The sequence below is a fragment of the Streptomyces torulosus genome (assembly GCF_001419765.1).
GTDB lineage: Bacteria > Actinomycetota > Actinomycetes > Streptomycetales > Streptomycetaceae > Streptomyces > Streptomyces torulosus.
In genome coordinates, this window is sequence record NZ_LIRK01000072.1 from 1 (window position 1) to 16,574 (window position 16,574).

A 16,574-nucleotide genomic window follows, 5' to 3' on the forward strand; every position below is an offset into this window, starting at 1 on the left:
CGCCGGTCTCGGCGCCCGCGTCGAGGTCGGTGACGAGGGTGAGGGACGTGTAGCAGAGCTCCAGCTCACGGGCGAGGATCGCCTCGGGGTGGCCGGTCATGCCGACGACGGACCAGCCCTGCGCCTGGTGCCAGAGGGACTCGGCGCGGGTGGAGAAGCGGGGGCCCTCCACGACGACGAGGGTGCCGCCGTCCACCGGTTCCCAGTCCCGGCCGCGGGCTGCTTCCAGGGCGGCCTTGCGGCCGGCGGGGCAGTACGGGTCGGCGAGCGAGACATGGACGACGTTGGGGATCGTGCCGTCGGGCCGGGGCAGACCGTCGAAGTAGGTCTGCTCCCGGGACTTCGTGCGGTCCACCAGCTGGTCCGGCACCAGGAGCGTGCCGGGGCCGTACTCGGGGCGCAGCCCGCCCACCGCGCACGGACCGAGCACCTGGCGCGCCCCGACGGACCGCAGCGCCCACAGGTTGGCGCGGTAGTTGATGCGGTGCGGCGGCAGATGGTGACCGCGGCCGTGGCGCGGGAGGAAGGCGACCCGGCGACCGGCGATCTCGCCGAGGAACAGTGAGTCGCTCGGCGGCCCGTACGGGGTGTCCACCTGTATCTCGGTCACGTCGTCGAGGAAGGAGTAGAACCCCGAACCCCCGATGACACCGATCTCCGCCCGGTCGGCCGCCGACGAGCCCGTCGACGTGGCCGCCGACGCGCCCGTGGACGTGGCCACCGTGTTGCCCAGCTGCTCCGTGTTCGCCATGCCCGCACCCTAACCGGGCGGGCGGACGCCGAAGACCCTGCCGTCGGCGAACGACGGCAGGGCCCGGAAACAAGCGCCGCGCGCGTACTACGCGGCGGAGGTGCTGCTGGAGCTGCTGCTGGTCGAGGACGAGCCCGAGGACGACTTCGCGTCGGACGACGACGTCGAGGACGCGGCCTTCGAGTCCGAGGAGGACGACGACGACTTCGACGACGCCGGGCTGCTGCTCGACGACGAGCCGCGGCTGTCGTTGCGGTAGAAGCCGGAGCCCTTGAAGACGATGCCGACCGCGGAGAACACCTTCTTGAGGCGGCCGTTGCAGCTGGGGCACTCGGTCAGGGCGTCGTCGGTGAACTTCTGCACCGCTTCGAGGCCCTCACCGCATTCGGTGCACTGGTACTGGTACGTCGGCACTGGTCTTCCTCCTGGCACTCTCACTCGATGAGTGCTAACGACGATCCATAGTGACCTATTCCAAGGCCATCAGTCCACTGTCACCGGCACTCGGTGACCGACGACACGCGCGACGGTACGGCTCCGGGGCCGTGCCACCAGCCGTGAACGCAGCGCCAACAGGGTCACCAGCGCCAGTGCCGTACCGGCCATCGGCACCAGGAACCCGGCGCCGCCCCACAGCCGGTCCTCCAGCTGTCCGGCGGCCGTGACGGCGGCCGCCTGGCCGAGCGCGACCGCGCCGGTCAGCCAGGTGAACGCCTCCGTGCGGGCGCCCGCCGGGACGAGGCTCTCGACCAGGGTGTAGCCGGTGATCAGCGCGGGCGCGATGCACATGCCGACCAGGAGCCCCAGGGCGGCGAGCACGGCCACGGAGTCGGCGGTCCACAGGGCGGAGGCCACGAGCGCGAGGGCCGTGTACCCGGCGATCAGGCGCCGTCGCGGAGTCGTCCTCCAGGCGATGGCGCCGCAGACGATGCCGGAGAGCATGTTGCCGGTGGCGAAGACGCCGTACAGGACGCCGTTCATGCCGGGCTCGCCGATCGACTCGCTGAAGGCGGCGAGCGAGACCTGCATGCCGCCGAAGACGGAACCGATGCCCAGGAAGGCGACGATCAGGACGCGGACACCCGGGACCGACAGCGCGGAGACGTGCTCCACGCGCGCGTGGGACGCGGGTACGACCGCGGGCTGCGTGCCCCGCTGCGCGGCGAACAGCAGTCCGCCGACCAGCGTGAGCGCGGCCTCGGTGAGCAGCCCCGCGGCCGGGTGCACGGCCGTGCAGAGCGCGGTCGCGAGCAGCGGGCCGAGTACGAAGGTCAGCTCGTCCGTGACGGACTCGAAGGCCGCCGCGGTCGACATCAGGGGCGAGCCCTTGAGCTTGACGCCCCAGCGGGCCCGCACCATGGGCCCGACCTGAGGCACCGAGGCGCCGGTCGGCACGGCGGCGGCGAACAACGCCCACAGGGGGGCGTGGGCGAGTGCCAGAGCCGTCAGGGAGAGGGCCGCCACGCCGTGGACGAGGATGCCGGGAAGCAGCACGGCGCGCTGCCCGTAGCGGTCGGCGAGACGGCCGCTGTACGGGGCGAACAGCGCCATGGAGACACCGGTGACGGCGGCGACGGCGCCCGCCGCCCCGTACGAGCCGGTGGTGTGCTGCACCAGCAGCACGAGGGAGAGCGTCAGCATCGCGAACGGCTGGCGTGCCGCGAAGCCGGGGAGGAGGAACGTCCACGCGCCGCGGGTGCGCAGCAGCTGCCCGTATCCCGGGCGGGACGCCTTCGAGGTGACCGTGGATGCCACGGCCCGTGCCTTTCCGCCGCCTGGTAGCGCGGTCCCCAGGTCGCGGGGCCGGGCGCCGAGAGCTGTCCTCTTGCGCCACTGCGGTAGATGCCGACGCCCACGGAAGGGGGCGATCCGGCCGCCATACGGTCGCGCCAGCTCTGCGTCAGACAGAGTTGGTCCGATCAAGTGCGCCTTCATCGTACAGGGGGAACGGGCGGTTCACCTGTGAAAATGAGCACTTCCGGCGGCCGGGCCTCCGAATCCCGATGGTGTGAACGGTTGGAAATCTGTCCTTAACGGCCCGCCGTCGATCCTCTCAGCGGCCGGATCCGCCGTTGCCGTTCCCCGTGCCCAGCCATCCGGCGAGCTTGCCGCCCTGGCCGACGGCCCGCAGTCGGCGCTCCGCGCTGTCGCGGACGGGGTCGGTGGCGACGACGAGGAGTTCGTCCCCGCGGCGCAGCACGGTGGTCGGCAGGGGTACGAAGGACGTGCCGTCGCGGACGACGAGGGTGACGGCCGAGCCCGCGGGCAGCCGCAACTCGTTGACCTCGACGCCGTGCATACGGGACCCCTCCGGGATGGCCACCGACAGCAGGTGCCCGCGCAGCCGCTCCAGGGGCGCCGATTCGATGCCGAGGTCGGCGGCCTCGTCACCGCTGCCGCCCAGCCGCAGCTTGCGGGCCAACCAGGGCAGGGTCGGCCCCTGGACCAGGGTGTAGACCACGACCAGCACGAAGACGATGTTGAAGATCCGGCGGCTGCCCTCGACGCCGCTCACCATGGGGATGGTCGCGAGGATGATGGGCACTGCGCCGCGCAGGCCGGCCCACGACAGCAGGGCCTGCTCGCGCCACGGGATCCGGAACGGCACCAGGCCCACGACGACGCTCAGCGGTCGCGCCACCATGGTGAGCACGAGGCCGATGACGAGCGCGGGCCAGATGTCGTCGCCCATCTCGTGCGGGGTGACGAGCAGGCCGAGCAGCACGAACATGCCGATCTGGGCGATCCAGCCGACGCCCTCGGCGAAGCCGCGGGTGGCGGGCCAGTGCGGCAGCTTGGCGTTGCCGAGCACCATGGAGGCCAGGTAGACGGCGAGGAAGCCGCTGCCGTGGGCGAGCGCGCCGGCCGCGTACGCGGCGACGGCGATGGCCATGACGGCGATCGGGTAGAGACCGGAGGCGGGCAGGGCCACATGCCTCAGGCCCCACGAGCCGAGCCAGCCCACCGCGAGGCCGATGGCGGCGCCGATCGCCAGTTCGAGGGCTATCTCGCCGATCAGGGCGTACCAGTGCTCGACCGGTCCGGCCGTGGAGAGCGCGGCGACGAGGATGACCACCGGGGCGTCGTTGAAGCCGGACTCGGCCTCCAGGGTGCCCGTCACGCGCGCGGGGAGGGGGATCTTGCGCAGCACGGAGAACACGGCCGCCGCGTCCGTGGAGGACACCACCGCGCCGATGATGAGCGCCTGCCGCCACTCCAGTCCGATCAGGTAGTGCGCACCCGCGGCCGTGACCCCGACGCTCACCGCGACCCCGACCAGCGCCAGTGAGCTGGCGGCCGGCAGGGCCGGCTTGATCTCCTTCCACTTCGTGCCGAGGCCGCCCTCCGCCAGGATGACGACGAGGGCCGCGTAGCCGATGACCTGGGTCAGTTCGGCGTTGTCGAAGTGGATGTCCCCGACGCCGTCCTGACCCATGGCGATGCCGATGCCGAGGTAGACGAGCAGGCTGGGGAGCCCGCTGCGCGACGAGATCCGGACCGCGGCCACCGCGACCAGGAGGACGAGCGAGCAGACGAGCAGGAGCTGGTTGAGGTCATGGACAGTCAGAGGGTCGTACCTTTCTCGCCGAACCGCACGTGGTTCCAGGTGGTGGGCTGCCGAGCACCTGAAGCGGGCACGTGCGCGTGAGGGCATACGAAGCCGATCACGGGAACCGTGCTGTCGGGGTTACTTCAGTGCAAGTACTTCGTTACCTTACCTAACTCTTGACGATTTCTTGACGCTTGCGGGTGCATGATCGAACGTCCGTCTGTGCCAGTTCCCGACTCCGCGTCAAGTCGTGTCGGGCCCTGCGCCTATGGTTGCTCCAGCGTTCAGTACAAAGCACAGCCCGACCTGCCGCTCGTGTTAGGACAGCAAGGACAGCGATGCCCCCCAACACCACCGCCTCCTCCGGCCAGCAGTCCGGCAAGTCCGGCAGGAAAAAGGGGCGCAAAGTACGCCTTCTCCTGATCGTCCTGGTTCTGGCCCTCATCGGCGGCGTCGGCTTCGGGGCGTTCTGGTCCATCAGCACGGTCCGCGCCTCGTTCCCGCAGACCAAGGGCTCCATAACCCTGGAGGGCCTGTCCGGCCCGGTCGACGTCAAGCGCGACGGCTACGGGATCCCGCAGGTCTACGCCTCCTCCGACGAGGACCTGTTCATGGCGCAGGGCTACGTCCAGGCACAGGACAGGTTCTACGAGATGGACGTGCGCCGCCACATGACGGCCGGCCGCCTCTCGGAGATGTTCGGCGAGGGCCAGGTCGACAACGACGAGTTCCTGCGCACCCTCGGCTGGCACCGCGTCGCCGAGGAGGAGTACAAGTCCACGATCTCGGCCGAGACGAAGAAGTACCTCGACGCGTACGCCAAGGGGGTCAACGCCTACCTCGCCGGCAAGGACGGCGAGGAGATCTCCCTGGAGTACGCGGCCCTCGGCTTCGCCAACGACTACAAGCCCGAGGAGTGGACCCCGATCGACTCCCTGGCCTGGCTGAAGGCCATGGCCTGGGACCTGCGCGGCAACATGCAGGACGAGATCGACCGGGCCCTGATGACCAGCCGCCTCGGCCCCAAGCAGATCGCCGACCTGTACCCGCAGTACCCGTACGACCGCAACAAGGCGATCGTCCAGGAGGGCACGTACGACGAGCTCACCAAGACCTGGACCGACGGCTCGGGCACCTCGCAGAACGCCGGCGGCGCCACGCAGGGCACGGGCGGAACGGGTACCGGCACGGGCGGCACGGGCACGAACACCGGCGGCACGGGCACGGGCACCGGGACCGGCACGGGCACCGCGGGTGCCTCCTCCGACTCCTCGGCCCTCCAGACCCAGCTGACGGGCCTCTACGACGTCCTGGAGGACCTGCCCGAGGCCGTCGGCGTGAACGGCAACGGCATCGGCTCCAACTCCTGGGTCGTCGCCGGCAGCCACACCATCACCGGCAAGCCCCTGCTCGCCAACGACCCGCACCTGTCGGCCTCGCTGCCCTCCGTCTGGTACCAGATGGGCCTGCACTGTAAGTCGGTCTCCCAGAAGTGCCAGTACGACGTCGCCGGCTACACCTTCGCCGGGATGCCCGGCGTGGTCATCGGCCACAACCGGGACATCTCCTGGGGCATGACCAACTCCGGCGTCGACGTCACCGACCTGTACCTGGAGAAGCTCACCGGCGACGGCTACCAGTACGGCAGCAAGGTGCTGCCGTTCGAGTCCCGCGAGGAGACCATCCAGGTCGCCGGCGGCTCCGACAAGAAGATCGTCGTCCGCACCACCAACAACGGGCCCCTGCTGTCCGACCGCAGCAACGAACTCGTCCAGGTCGGTAAGAAGGCCACCGTCGACCGGGACGCCCCCGACCGCGGCGACGGCTACGGCATCGCCCTGCGCTGGACCGCGCTGGAGCCCGGCACCACCATGGACGCCCTCTTCGCGATGAACAGGGCCGCCGACTGGAACGGCTTCCGCAAGGCCGCCGCCCTGTTCGACGTGCCCTCGCAGAACCTGATCTACGCCGACACCAAGGGCCACATCGGCTACCAGCTGCCCGGCAAGATCCCCACCCGCGGCAAGGGCGACGGCTCGATCCCCGCACCGGGCTGGGACACCAGGTACCGCTGGAACGGCTACGTCGACCAGGACGAACTGCCCTACGAGTACGACCCGGACCGCGGCTACATCGTCACCGCCAACCAGGCCGTCGTCGACGAGAAGTACCCCTACACCCTCACCACCGACTGGGGCTACGGCACGCGCGCGCAGCGCCTCACCAGCCTGATCGAGTCGAAGATCAAGGGCGGCGGGAAGATCTCCACCGAGGACATGCGCCAGATGCAGATGGACAACAGCAGCGAGATCGCCAAGCTGCTCGTCCCGCTGCTGCTGAAGATCGACGTCAAGGACAAGCACATCCGGGAGGCGCAGAAGCTCCTGGAGGGCTGGGACTACACCCAGGACGCCGACTCGGCCGCCGCCGCGTACTTCAACTCGGTCTGGCGCAACATCCTCAAGCTCGCCTTCGGCAACAAGCTGCCCAAGGAGCTGCGGGTCAAGGGCCAGTGCCTGTCGGTCGAGCCGGTCGACAGCACCGGTCCCGCCGACGAGGACCGCCGGGTGCGCGAGTGCGGCAAGCGCGACGCCGACCAGGCGCAGCCGGACGGCGGCGACCGCTGGTTCGAGGTGGTCCGCCGGATCATCGACGACCAGGACAACGCCTGGTGGTCCACGCCGGCGCTGCGCAACCAGGACGCCGTCGACACCCGTGACGAGCTGTTCGCCCGGGCCATGCGCGACGCCCGCTGGGAGCTGACCGCCAAGCTCGGCAAGGACATCGACACCTGGAGCTGGGGCCGGCTGCACCGCCTGTTCCTGAAGAACCAGACGCTCGGCACCGAGGGCCCCGGCTTCGTGAAGTACATGCTCAACCGAGGCCCCTGGAAGCTCGGCGGTGGCGAGGCCACGGTCAACGCCACCGGCTGGAACGCGGCCGGCGGCTACGAGGTCGTGTGGGTGCCGTCGATGCGGATGATCGTGAACCTCGGGGACCTCGACAAGTCCAAGTGGATCAACCTCACCGGTGCGTCCGGCCACGCGTACAACGCGCACTACACGGACCAGACCGGCAAGTGGGTCAAGGGCGAGCTGCTCACGTGGTCCTTCTCGAACAAGGCGGTCCAGGAGAGCACGAGCGACACGCTGCTGCTGAAGCCGTGACCGGCTGACCGAGCGGAACAGAAGAAGCGGCCCCCACGCACGCGTGGGGGCCGCTTCTTCGCGTCAGGTCACCGGAAGCGGCGCACCCCCGAAGGGGTCACCGCCGCGTGCACCGGGCGGTCGTGCGGTTCCTCGGGGACCCGGTCCACGACCTCCGTGTCGTACAGCAGCACCACCAGCGCCGGATCGGCTCCCGCGCGCTCCAGGCGGGCGAGGACACGGTCGTACGAACCGCCGCCCCTGCCCAGCCGCATCCCGCGCGCGTCCACGGCGAGCCCGGGCAGGAGGACGACATCGGCGGCGGTCACCGCGTCGGGGCCGAGGTGCTCGCCGGTGGGCTCCAGGAGGGCCATCCGACCGCCGCCGTGCCGCACGCGCGCGAGGGAGCCCTCTCCCTCGTACACACCCCAGTCGAGGTCGTTGTCCGGGAGGAGGGCCGGCAGCAGGACGCGTACCCCGCGCGCGCGGAGCGCGTCGAGGAGCGCGAGGGTGCCCGGTTCGCGCCCCACCGACACATACGCCGCGACCGTGCGCGCCTGCGCCAGTTCGGGCAGATCGAGGGCCCGGCCGGCCAGGGCGTCCGCCGTTTTCCTCACGTCATCGTCCGTCAACCCGTTCCTCACCGCGAGGAACTCTGTGCGCAACGTTCGCTTGGGAGGCTCCGCTTCGCGACCCATCTGACTCACAGGTTGCCCCAGTACCCTTCTAATCTGCTCATATGAGAGCGAATTAACCGGAGCCACAGAATCTTCCTAAAGGCACCGGATATGGTTGCGGACATGACTGAGGCGAACCCCAGGATCAGTAAGGCTGTCATTCCCGCCGCGGGTCTCGGTACTCGCTTTCTCCCGGCCACCAAAGCCACTCCCAAGGAGATGCTGCCGGTCGTGGACAAGCCCGCGATCCAGTACGTGGTCGAAGAGGCCGCGGCGGCAGGGCTCGACGACGTCCTGATGATCACCGGACGCAACAAGCGTCCCCTAGAGGACCACTTCGACCGCAACCACGAGCTCGAGTCGGCCCTGGAGAGGAAGGGCGACGGCGGCAAGCTCGCCAAGGTCCAGGAGTCCAGCGACCTCGCGACCATCCACTACGTCCGCCAGGGCGACCCCAGGGGCCTCGGCCACGCCGTCCTGTGCGCCGCCCCCCACGTGGGCAACGAGCCCTTCGCGGTCCTCCTCGGCGACGACCTGATCGACCCCCGCGACCCGCTCCTCCAGCGCATGGTCGAGGTCCAGGAACAGCACGGCGGCAGCGTCATCGCGCTCATGGAGGTCGCCCCCGAGCAGATCCACCTCTACGGCTGCGCCGCCGTCGAGAGCACCGAGGCCGGCGACGTCGTCAAGGTGACGGGCATGGTCGAGAAGCCCGACCCGGCCGACGCCCCGTCGAACTACGCGATCATCGGCCGCTATGTCCTCGCCCCGCAGATCTTCGACGTCCTGCGCAAGACGGAGCCGGGCCGCGGCGGCGAGATCCAGCTCACCGACGCCCTCCAGCAGCTCGCCGCGGACGAGAAGGTCGGCGGCCCCGTGCACGGCGTGGTCTTCAAGGGCCGCCGCTATGACACCGGGGACCGTGGCGACTATCTGCGTGCCATTGTCAGACTCGCGTGCGAACGTGAAGACCTGGGCCCGGACTTCCGGACCTGGCTCCGCAGTTTCGTAGCCGAGGAGATGTAGCCACTTTGAGCAGCGCCGCGACCCGCGCCACCGACCGGGACCACCTGTGGTCGGTGACCGAGCACCTGGAGGACGTCCTCGCCACCGTCCACCCCCTGGAACCCATCGAGCTGCAGCTCCTCGACGCCCAGGGCTGCGTCCTGGTCGAGGACGTCACGGTGCCGGTGTCGCTGCCGCCGTTCGACAACAGCTCCATGGACGGGTACGCGGTGCGGGTCGCGGACGTCGCGGGCGCGAGCGAGGAGTTCCCGGCCGTGCTCACGGTCGTCGGGGACGTGGCGGCGGGCGCGGCCGAGCAGCCCCACGTGGGGCCCGGCGAGGCCGCCCGCATCATGACCGGCGCTCCCCTGCCGCCCGGCGCCGAGACCGTCGTCCCCGTGGAGTGGACCGACGGCGGCCTCGGCGAGGGCCCCGTCTCCGGGATGCGCGCCCGCAGCGCGAGCCCCGACGACGCCACCGGCCAGGTCGCCGTGCACCGAGGCGCCGAGGCACGCGCGCACGTACGCGCGAAGGGCAGCGACGTGAAGGCGGGGGAGCGCGCCCTCGCCGCGGGCACCGTCCTCGGCCCGCCGCAGCTCGGGCTGCTCGCCTCCATCGGCCGGGCGTCGGTCCGCGTACGCCCGCGCCCGCGCGTGGTGGTGCTCTCCACCGGCAGCGAACTGATCCCGCCGGGCGAGCAGTTGGGCACCGGTCAGATCTACGACTCCAACAGCTTCGCCCTCACCGCCGCCGCCCGCGACGCCGGCGCCATCGCCTACCGCGTGGGCGCCGTCGCCGACGACGCCGAGACCCTCCGCTCCACCATCGACGACCAGCTCGTCCGCGCCGACCTCGTCGTCACCACCGGCGGCGTCAGCGTCGGGGCGTACGACGTCGTCAAGGAAGCCCTGGAGTCCGTCGCCGACGAGGACGAGGAGGGCGCCGGCATCGAGTTCCGCAAGCTCGCCATGCAGCCCGGCAAGCCCCAGGGCTTCGGCACCATCGGCCCCGACCACACCCCGCTGCTCGCCCTTCCGGGCAACCCGGTGTCGTCGTACGTCTCCTTCGAACTGTTCGTCCGGCCCGCCATCCGCACCCTGATGGGCCTGGAGGACGTCCACCGTCCGACGACCACGGCGACCCTCCAGGCACCCAAGGCGCTGACCTCGCCCGCCGGGCGCCGCCAGTTCCTGCGCGGGACCTACGCCGACGGGCAGGTCACCCCCGTCGGGGGCGCCGGATCGCACCTGGTCGCGGCCCTGGCGCAGGCCGACGCGCTGATCGTGATCCCCGAGGACACCGAGTCCGTCGAGCCCGGCACGGAGGTCGAGGTCGTCCTGCTGGGCTGAGGTCCCGCGGAGGCGATCCGCGGCCGCAGCGGTCCTGCTCGGCCGAACCGCCGAGGGTGGCGTACCGTGTCGCGCACAACAGGCCGCGCGCCGCACCGCGACGGGCCCCGACCGGGAGCGCCACACCACCATGAGTACGCCGCAGGACCGACTGACCCACATCGACGAGGCGGGCGCCGCGCGCATGGTCGACGTCTCAGGGAAGGACGTGACCGCGCGCACCGCCCGCGCCAGCGGCCGGGTCCTGGTCTCACCGAAGGTGGTCGAACTGCTGCGCGGCGAGGGCGTCCCCAAGGGCGACGCCCTCGCCACCGCGCGTATCGCCGGGATCATGGGCGCCAAGCGCACCCCTGATCTCATCCCGCTCTGCCACCCGCTGTCGGTGTCCGGTGTCAAGCTCGATCTGTCGGTCGCGGACGACGCGGTCGAGATCCTGGCCACGGTCAAGACCACGGACCGCACGGGCGTCGAGATGGAGGCCCTCACCGCCGTCTCCGTCGCCGCGCTCACCGTGATCGACATGGTCAAGGCCGTCGACAAGGCCGCGGTCATCACGGACGTGCGCGTCGAGGAGAAGACGGGCGGCAAGTCGGGCGACTGGAGCCGGTCATGAGGGACACCCCGCACCCGGCGCCGGACCCCGCCCCGCACGGGTCGGCCGCGCACGATTCGGCCGGGGACGCCGCACACCCGTCGGCCCCGGATGCCGCCTCCGCCGAGGGCGCAGGCGCCGCGTACCGCGCGCTCGTCGTGACCGCCTCCAACCGGGCCTCCGCCGGGGTCTACGAGGACAAGGGCGGGCCGCTGATCGCGGAGGGGCTGGCGCGGTTCGGGTTCGCCGTGGAGGGGCCGCAGGTGGTGCCCGACGGCGACCCCGTGGAGGCGGCGCTGCGCGCGGGCGTGGACGCCGGGTACGACGTGATCGTGACGACCGGCGGCACGGGCGTCTCGCCCACCGACCGCACCCCCGAGGCGACCCGCGCGGTCCTCGACCACGAGGTGCCCGGCATTCCCGAGGCGATCCGGGCGTACGGCCGGGACAAGGTGCCCACGGCGGCGCTCTCCCGGGGCCTCGCCGGAGTCGCCGGCCGCACCCTGATCGTCAACCTGCCGGGCTCCACCGGCGGCGTACGGGACGGTCTGGCCGTCCTGGAACCACTGCTGACCCACGCCGTCGACCAGATCCGCGGCGGGGACCACGAGCGACCCTCCGGACCCCATGGGGGTGCGAGCTGAACAGCCCATCCTGGCCCGTAGTGCTGGTGGACGGCGATGTGGTCCTCCGGCCCATAAGGATGCGCGACCAGCGGGCCTGGCGCGAGGTCAACCGGCGCAACCGGGACTGGCTGCGCCCCTGGGAGGCGACCATCCCGCCGCCCACACCGAGCGGACCCATCGCGCACCGGCCGACGTACCGTCAGATGGTCCGCCATCTACGGGCGGAGGCGAACGCGGGCCGGATGCTCCCGTTCGTCATCGAGTACCAGGGGCGGCTCGTCGGGCAGTTGACGGTCGCGGGGATCACCTGGGGCTCGATGTGCTCCGGGCACGTCGGCTACTGGATCGACGAGTCGGTGGCCGGGCGCGGGGTCATGCCGACGTCGGTGGCGCTCGTCGTCGACCACTGCTTCAGAACCGTCGGACTGCACCGCATCGAGGTCTGTATTCGCCCCGAGAACCGGCCCAGCCGACGGGTCGTGGAGAAACTCGGATTCCGCGAGGAAGGTCTTCGTCCACGATATCTTCACATCGACGGTGCCTGGCGTGATCATCTGGTCTTCGCCCTCACCGCGGAAGAGGTCCCCGAGGGGCTGCTCGGCCGTTGGCAGCGCGAACGGGCACGGCACGGGCGCAACGCCGGATCCGACGCGGGCCAGCCGGGACCGGCTCAATAAATGAAATATATGTTCGAAGAAAGCTGATCGACCTGCGATCGAGTTGAACGAGTCGAAGCGTTCTCGGTGCGTACTCGATTCGCTCTCGATGCGTGAAATTCCCGCTCTCGGTGGCCAGCTGATCGGATCGGTCACAAAAAAAGCTCGAAATATCAGCCAGATCGTGCGACACACCGGCCCAATTGGCAGATGGCCCCACGCAAACCCCTCTACGGTGTGAGCGTGAGCAGCAGCGGCCTCATCTACGCAGTCATCGTCGGGGCCTGGGCCGCCTACTTGGTGCCGATGTGGCTCCGTAGGCAGGACGAGCTGAACGAAGCCCGTCCGACGGAACGCTTCAGCACCGCCATCCGGCTGCTTTCCGGACGGGCGGGCATGGAGCGCCGATACGCCAAGGACCTGCGGGCGCGCTCCACCGACGAGGGGGAGCCCGACGCCGATCCGGACGCCGTCACCGACTCGGTGGACGTCCGGGCCTTCGCCATGCCCCCGCACCGGGCGCACACGAAGGCCCAACTCCCCGTGGAGCGGGGTGAGTCACCGCAGCACCCGAAGCAGGCGCAGCAGCAGCCCGGGAAACCGGCGCCCCAGGGCAAGTCCGGCCCGCAGGGCAAGCCGATGCCCCAGCAGGCCGGCGCGGGCAAGCCGATGGCCGCGCAGGCCTCGGCCGGGGTGCAGGGCGCGGCCGGGATGCAGGGCGCCGCCCGCGCGAAGTCCGCGGCAGCCGCCTCGCCCTCTTCGTCACCCTCTTCCTCGCCGTCGGGCCAGCGGAAGGCGGCCGCGCGCAAGGCGGCCTCGGCGGAGGCCCTGGCACGGGCCCGGCGCACGAAGGTGCTCGCACGCCGGCGGCGTACGACCGTGATGCTCTTCCTCGCCTTCACCCTTGGTGCGGTGGTCGCCGCGGTCGGCGGACTCGCCTTCCTGTGGGCGCCCGCCGTCCCCGCGGTGCTGCTGAGCGGGTACATCGCGCACCTGCGCCGCCAGGAGCGGAAGCGGTTCGCGTACGTCATGGACCGCAGGCGGGCCGAGGTGGCGGCGCAGCAACTGCGGGAGCGGCAGCCCAGGCGGCGGCCGGTGACCGAAGCGGTGGACGCCGACGAGCCGGAGGACGGGCCAGAGAACGAGGAGACCAGGCCGGACCTGAACGCCCTCGCGGCCGACCGTCGGGCCCTCGTCGAGCAGACCGACCACGCCGAGTGGATCGACCAGCAGCGCGAGCGCCAGCGCAAGCCCGGCCAGGGCGAGAGCTGGGACCCGGTCCCCGTTCCGCTCCCCACCTACGTGACCGCGCCGGTCGCCCCCCGGGCCACCTCCGGGGTCGACCTCGGTGCACCGGACGCGTGGAGCTCCGCGCGCTCCAGCGCGGCCGACCCGCACGCCGGCGCGCGGGAGGCGGAGTCGGAGTCCGCCGCTGAGGAGGACCCTGCCGGTGCCGGGCCGCCCGAGGCCGCGGACACCCCCGACGGCGGCCGCTCCGACGCCCGCCGCGCCGCGTCCGCGCGCCGCTCCCGCGAGCGGGGCCGCACACCGCTCTTCGACCAGTACGAGGACGGCGACCGCCCCCGGGCGGCCAACGAGTGACTCCCCGCTCCCTGGTCCGCCCGCTCCCTGACCAGCCACGAGCCGGCCGGAAGCGGATCGGCGGCCCACCCGGAACGGATTTCCAAGCAGCCGGATGGGGATGCTAGAGTTTCACTCGTTGCAAGGGCCTGTGGCGCAGTCCGGTAGCGCACCTCGTTCGCATCGAGGGGGCCAGGGGTTCAAATCCCCTCAGGTCCACGCAGCTCAGAGCCCCCAGTGGTATCACCACTGGGGGCTCTGACGTGTTGTCAGACGGTTGTCGTCGGAGCGGCGGCCGTCGGGGCGGTGATCGTGTCGAAGTAGGGCCAGCCGTCCAGTTCGACCGTGTGGGCGGACGGGGAGTGGTCCAGGGCGGGGGCCGCGGCGTCCAGGAGGCGGCGGACCGTGGCGGGTTCGTAGAGGTTGAGCCAGGTGTGGTCCGGGAGGCGGACCAGGTCGCCGGCCGCGAAGTAGCAGCTGGAGACGACCCGGTTCTCGGCCGGCGCGAAGACCAGGACCAGGCGGCGGCGCCCGGGACCCTCCGGGTAGAGCGTGAGCTTCAGCCGGCAGTGGCCGTGAGCGCGGTGGGAACGTCGGCGGACCGTCCAGAGCCAGGTGGTGTCACCCACGACCATGCGACGCAGGCGGCGGTTCTCTTTCACGGGGTCACGGTAGGGGGCGGGAGGTGGCGGCGGCATGGGGATTTTCAAGCCGCACCGCTGCGCGCGTCGGTTCAGAGCGGCTTCGCGAAGCAGAGGCTCAGTTCGTGGAAGCGGTAGTAGCCGAACTTGGCGCAGGGCTCGTAGCCGCTGGAGGCGTAGAGGGCGACGGCCTCGGGCTGCTTCGTGCCCGTTTCGAGGACCATGCGCGTACGGCCGGCCGCGCGGGCGTCGGTCTCCAGCTGGGTCAGGATGCGGCGGGCCAGGCCCAGGCCGCGGGCGGCCGGGGTGACATACATGCGCTTGATCTCGGCGTCCCCGTCCAGGTAGCCCTCGTCGCTCGCGTCCTGGGAGCGCCAGCCGCCCGTCGCGACCGGTCTGTCCTGGCCGTCGTAGGCGATCAGATACAGCCCGACCGGTGGCATGAAGTGTGCGGGGTCGACATGGGTGGCGTCCCCGCCGTCGCCGTAGCGGACGGCGTACTCGGCCTGGACCTCGTCGTTCAGCTTGACGGCGTCGGGGTGGTCGAAGCGTGCGGGGCGGATAATCATGTCGTGAATCGTACAACTATGCATGTCTCGGGGAAGGTGAGCGGGCTCGTCGGAATCTGGACACAGTCCAATGTACGGGTATCGTGCAGCGGTGCTCACTGTGACCTCTGTGAATGTGAACGGGCTTCGGGCCGCCGCGAAGAAGGGCTTCGTGGAGTGGCTCGGCGAGACCTCCGCGGACGTGCTGTGCCTCCAGGAGGTGCGGGCCGAGCCCGGGCAGCTGCCCGAGGCGGTGCGGGAGCCCGACGGGTGGTACGTCGTGCACGCGCCGGCCGCCGCCAAGGGGCGCGCGGGGGTGTCGCTGTACAGCCGGCGTGAACCCGACCGGGTGCGGGTGGGGTTCGGATCGGCCGAGTTCGACGGCACCGGACGCTATGTCGAGGCCGACCTGCCCGGCGTCACCGTGGCCAGCCTCTATCTGCCCTCCGGTGAGGTCGGGACCGAGCGGCAGGACGAGAAGGTCCGGTTCATGGGGGAGTTCCTCCCCTATCTGAAGGAACTGCGCGAGCGGGCCGCCGCCGACGGGCGTGAGGTCGTCGTGTGCGGCGACTGGAACATCGCCCACCGCGAGGCCGACCTCAAGAACTGGCGCGGCAACATCAAGAACTCCGGGTTCCTCCCGGAGGAGCGCGCCTGGCTCAGCCGCGTCTTCGACGAGACCGACGGCGGCTACGTCGACGTCGTGCGCGCCCTGCACCCCGACGTCGAGGGGCCGTACACCTGGTGGTCGTACCGGGGGAGGGCTTTCGACAACGACAGCGGATGGCGCATCGACTACCACGCGGCCACCGCACGGCTCGCCGGAAAGGCGGTCAAGGGGCTCGTGGAGCGGGCCGCCACGCACGCGGAGCGGTGGTCGGACCACGCCCCGGTGACCGTCGTCTACGACCTCTGACCGGCCGAGGGCGGCTTCACGGCCTGCTCCGGCCGCACTCGCTCCGGGCGGCCGCGCGGTCGGCCCCGGCTACGCCTGCTCGTCCTCCCGGCCGGCCTGCCGCAGGCGTCGGTCCAGGGCCATCGACAGTTCTGCCTCCGCCACGCTCTTCGCCAGGGGGCGGAGGCGTTCGAGGTCCTCGGGGGTGTGGTCGGGGTGGTTGAGGATGAGGTCGGTGAAGAGGGTGGCCAGGGCCTCGGCGTGGGTGCGGACCTGGCGGCCGGTGGCGAGGACGTCGGCCAGGGGGATGCCCTCGCGTACCAGGGCCGCGGAGACGTCGAGGAGGCGGCGGCTGATGTGGACGATCTCGCCGCCGTCGGTGGCGAGGTACCCGAGGTCCAGGGCCGCGGAGAGGTTCTCGGGGGTCGCCTGGTCGCCGAAGTGGTCGGCGAGGGCCTCGGGGGTGAGGCGGACCGGGGTCTCCTCGGTGGGTGCGCCGAGGCCTTCGACCAGGGCCGCGACGTGGGCGAACTGCTGGGCCTCGGCGCACCCACCGA

The 16,574-nt window shown here is 71.2% G+C and carries 16 protein-coding genes and 1 tRNA gene; 9 read left to right on the forward strand and 8 right to left on the reverse strand.

Annotation, left to right across the window (positions count from 1 at the left end; translation table 11 throughout):
• The 4 genes from AOK23_RS06255 to AOK23_RS06265 form a co-directional block, all read right to left on the reverse strand.
• The coding region (locus AOK23_RS06255; protein ID WP_240496280.1) for an S-methyl-5'-thioadenosine phosphorylase at positions 1-751 on the reverse strand (751 nt) is incomplete at its 3' end.
• Between the two features lie 87 nt (positions 752-838).
• Positions 839-1,165: an FmdB family zinc ribbon protein gene (locus AOK23_RS44545; RefSeq protein WP_079049327.1), complete on the reverse strand. Its 327-nt coding sequence runs from the start codon at positions 1,163-1,165 to the stop codon at positions 839-841.
• Between the two features lie 69 nt (positions 1,166-1,234).
• On the reverse strand, positions 1,235-2,506 hold the full coding sequence (locus AOK23_RS06260; protein ID WP_055711742.1) for an MFS transporter: 1,272 nt from the start codon (positions 2,504-2,506) through the stop codon (positions 1,235-1,237).
• A 298-nt stretch (positions 2,507-2,804) separates the two neighbouring features.
• Positions 2,805-4,406, reverse strand: a complete 1,602-nt coding sequence (locus AOK23_RS06265) for a potassium/proton antiporter (protein WP_240496281.1) — start codon at positions 4,404-4,406, stop codon at positions 2,805-2,807.
• Positions 4,407-4,639: 233 nt separating this feature from the next.
• On the opposite strand from AOK23_RS06265, the gene AOK23_RS06270 reads away from it, so the two are divergent.
• Positions 4,640-7,468: a penicillin acylase family protein gene (locus AOK23_RS06270; RefSeq protein WP_055711743.1), complete on the forward strand. Its 2,829-nt coding sequence runs from the start codon at positions 4,640-4,642 to the stop codon at positions 7,466-7,468.
• 68 nt (positions 7,469-7,536) lie between these two features.
• Here the strand turns inward: AOK23_RS06270 and AOK23_RS06275 are convergent, their stop codons facing one another.
• Positions 7,537-8,145: a 5-formyltetrahydrofolate cyclo-ligase gene (locus AOK23_RS06275; protein WP_079049328.1), complete on the reverse strand. Its 609-nt coding sequence runs from the start codon at positions 8,143-8,145 to the stop codon at positions 7,537-7,539.
• Positions 8,146-8,247: 102 nt separating this feature from the next.
• On the opposite strand from AOK23_RS06275, the gene galU reads away from it, so the two are divergent.
• The 7 genes from galU (at position 8,248) to AOK23_RS06310 (ending at position 14,152) form a co-directional block, all read left to right on the forward strand.
• On the forward strand, positions 8,248-9,150 hold the full coding sequence (galU, locus tag AOK23_RS06280) for a UTP--glucose-1-phosphate uridylyltransferase GalU (protein ID WP_055711745.1): 903 nt from the start codon (positions 8,248-8,250) through the stop codon (positions 9,148-9,150).
• Positions 9,151-9,155: 5 nt separating this feature from the next.
• Positions 9,156-10,478: a molybdotransferase-like divisome protein Glp gene (gene glp, locus AOK23_RS06285; RefSeq protein WP_055711746.1), complete on the forward strand. Its 1,323-nt coding sequence runs from the start codon at positions 9,156-9,158 to the stop codon at positions 10,476-10,478.
• Between the two features lie 130 nt (positions 10,479-10,608).
• Entirely contained in the window at positions 10,609-11,091 is a 483-nt protein-coding gene (gene moaC / locus AOK23_RS06290; protein WP_055539637.1) for a cyclic pyranopterin monophosphate synthase MoaC, read from the forward strand.
• Positions 11,088-11,714 carry a MogA/MoaB family molybdenum cofactor biosynthesis protein gene (locus AOK23_RS06295; protein ID WP_240496282.1) on the forward strand — a complete coding sequence of 209 codons (627 nt, stop codon included), beginning with the start codon at positions 11,088-11,090 and terminating at the stop codon, positions 11,712-11,714. The genes moaC and AOK23_RS06295 overlap by 4 nt, the downstream gene beginning before the upstream one ends.
• A 20-nt stretch (positions 11,715-11,734) precedes the next feature.
• A complete protein-coding gene (locus tag AOK23_RS06300; RefSeq protein ID WP_079049329.1) occupies positions 11,735-12,373 on the forward strand; it encodes a GNAT family N-acetyltransferase in 639 nt (212 codons plus the stop codon).
• Between the two features lie 222 nt (positions 12,374-12,595).
• On the forward strand, positions 12,596-13,954 hold the full coding sequence (gene sepX, locus AOK23_RS06305) for a divisome protein SepX/GlpR (RefSeq protein WP_055711747.1): 1,359 nt from the start codon (positions 12,596-12,598) through the stop codon (positions 13,952-13,954).
• 124 nt (positions 13,955-14,078) lie between these two features.
• A tRNA-Ala gene (locus AOK23_RS06310) sits at positions 14,079-14,152 on the forward strand.
• A gap of 50 nt (positions 14,153-14,202) precedes the next feature.
• Here AOK23_RS06310 and AOK23_RS06315 read toward each other — a convergent pair.
• Both AOK23_RS06315 and AOK23_RS06320 read right to left on the reverse strand, forming a co-directional pair.
• A complete protein-coding gene (locus tag AOK23_RS06315) occupies positions 14,203-14,595 on the reverse strand; it encodes a hypothetical protein (protein ID WP_055711748.1) in 393 nt (130 codons plus the stop codon).
• 71 nt (positions 14,596-14,666) lie between these two features.
• On the reverse strand, positions 14,667-15,143 hold the full coding sequence (locus tag AOK23_RS06320) for a GNAT family N-acetyltransferase (RefSeq protein ID WP_055711749.1): 477 nt from the start codon (positions 15,141-15,143) through the stop codon (positions 14,667-14,669).
• Positions 15,144-15,213: 70 nt separating this feature from the next.
• Between AOK23_RS06320 and AOK23_RS06325 the strand changes: the two genes are divergently transcribed.
• On the forward strand, positions 15,214-16,038 hold the full coding sequence (locus AOK23_RS06325) for an exodeoxyribonuclease III (RefSeq protein ID WP_107102736.1): 825 nt from the start codon (positions 15,214-15,216) through the stop codon (positions 16,036-16,038).
• A 69-nt stretch (positions 16,039-16,107) separates the two neighbouring features.
• On the opposite strand, the gene AOK23_RS06330 is transcribed toward AOK23_RS06325, so the two are convergent.
• The coding region (locus AOK23_RS06330; protein ID WP_476718298.1) for a MerR family transcriptional regulator at positions 16,108-16,574 on the reverse strand (467 nt) is incomplete at its 5' end.

Coding starts and splice junctions, on each gene's coding strand:
- AOK23_RS06320 (WP_055711749.1), bottom strand. CDS start 15,143: ATGATTATCCGCCCCGCACGCTTCGACCACCCCGACGCCGTCAAGCTG.
- galU (WP_055711745.1), top strand. CDS start 8,248: ATGACTGAGGCGAACCCCAGGATCAGTAAGGCTGTCATTCCCGCCGCG.
- AOK23_RS06325 (WP_107102736.1), top strand. CDS start 15,214: ATGTACGGGTATCGTGCAGCGGTGCTCACTGTGACCTCTGTGAATGTG.
- AOK23_RS06295 (WP_240496282.1), top strand. CDS start 11,088: ATGAGGGACACCCCGCACCCGGCGCCGGACCCCGCCCCGCACGGGTCG.
- moaC (WP_055539637.1), top strand. CDS start 10,609: ATGAGTACGCCGCAGGACCGACTGACCCACATCGACGAGGCGGGCGCC.
- AOK23_RS06275 (WP_079049328.1), bottom strand. CDS start 8,145: ATGGGTCGCGAAGCGGAGCCTCCCAAGCGAACGTTGCGCACAGAGTTC.
- AOK23_RS06265 (WP_240496281.1), bottom strand. CDS start 4,406: ATGCCCTCACGCGCACGTGCCCGCTTCAGGTGCTCGGCAGCCCACCAC.
- AOK23_RS06270 (WP_055711743.1), top strand. CDS start 4,640: ATGCCCCCCAACACCACCGCCTCCTCCGGCCAGCAGTCCGGCAAGTCC.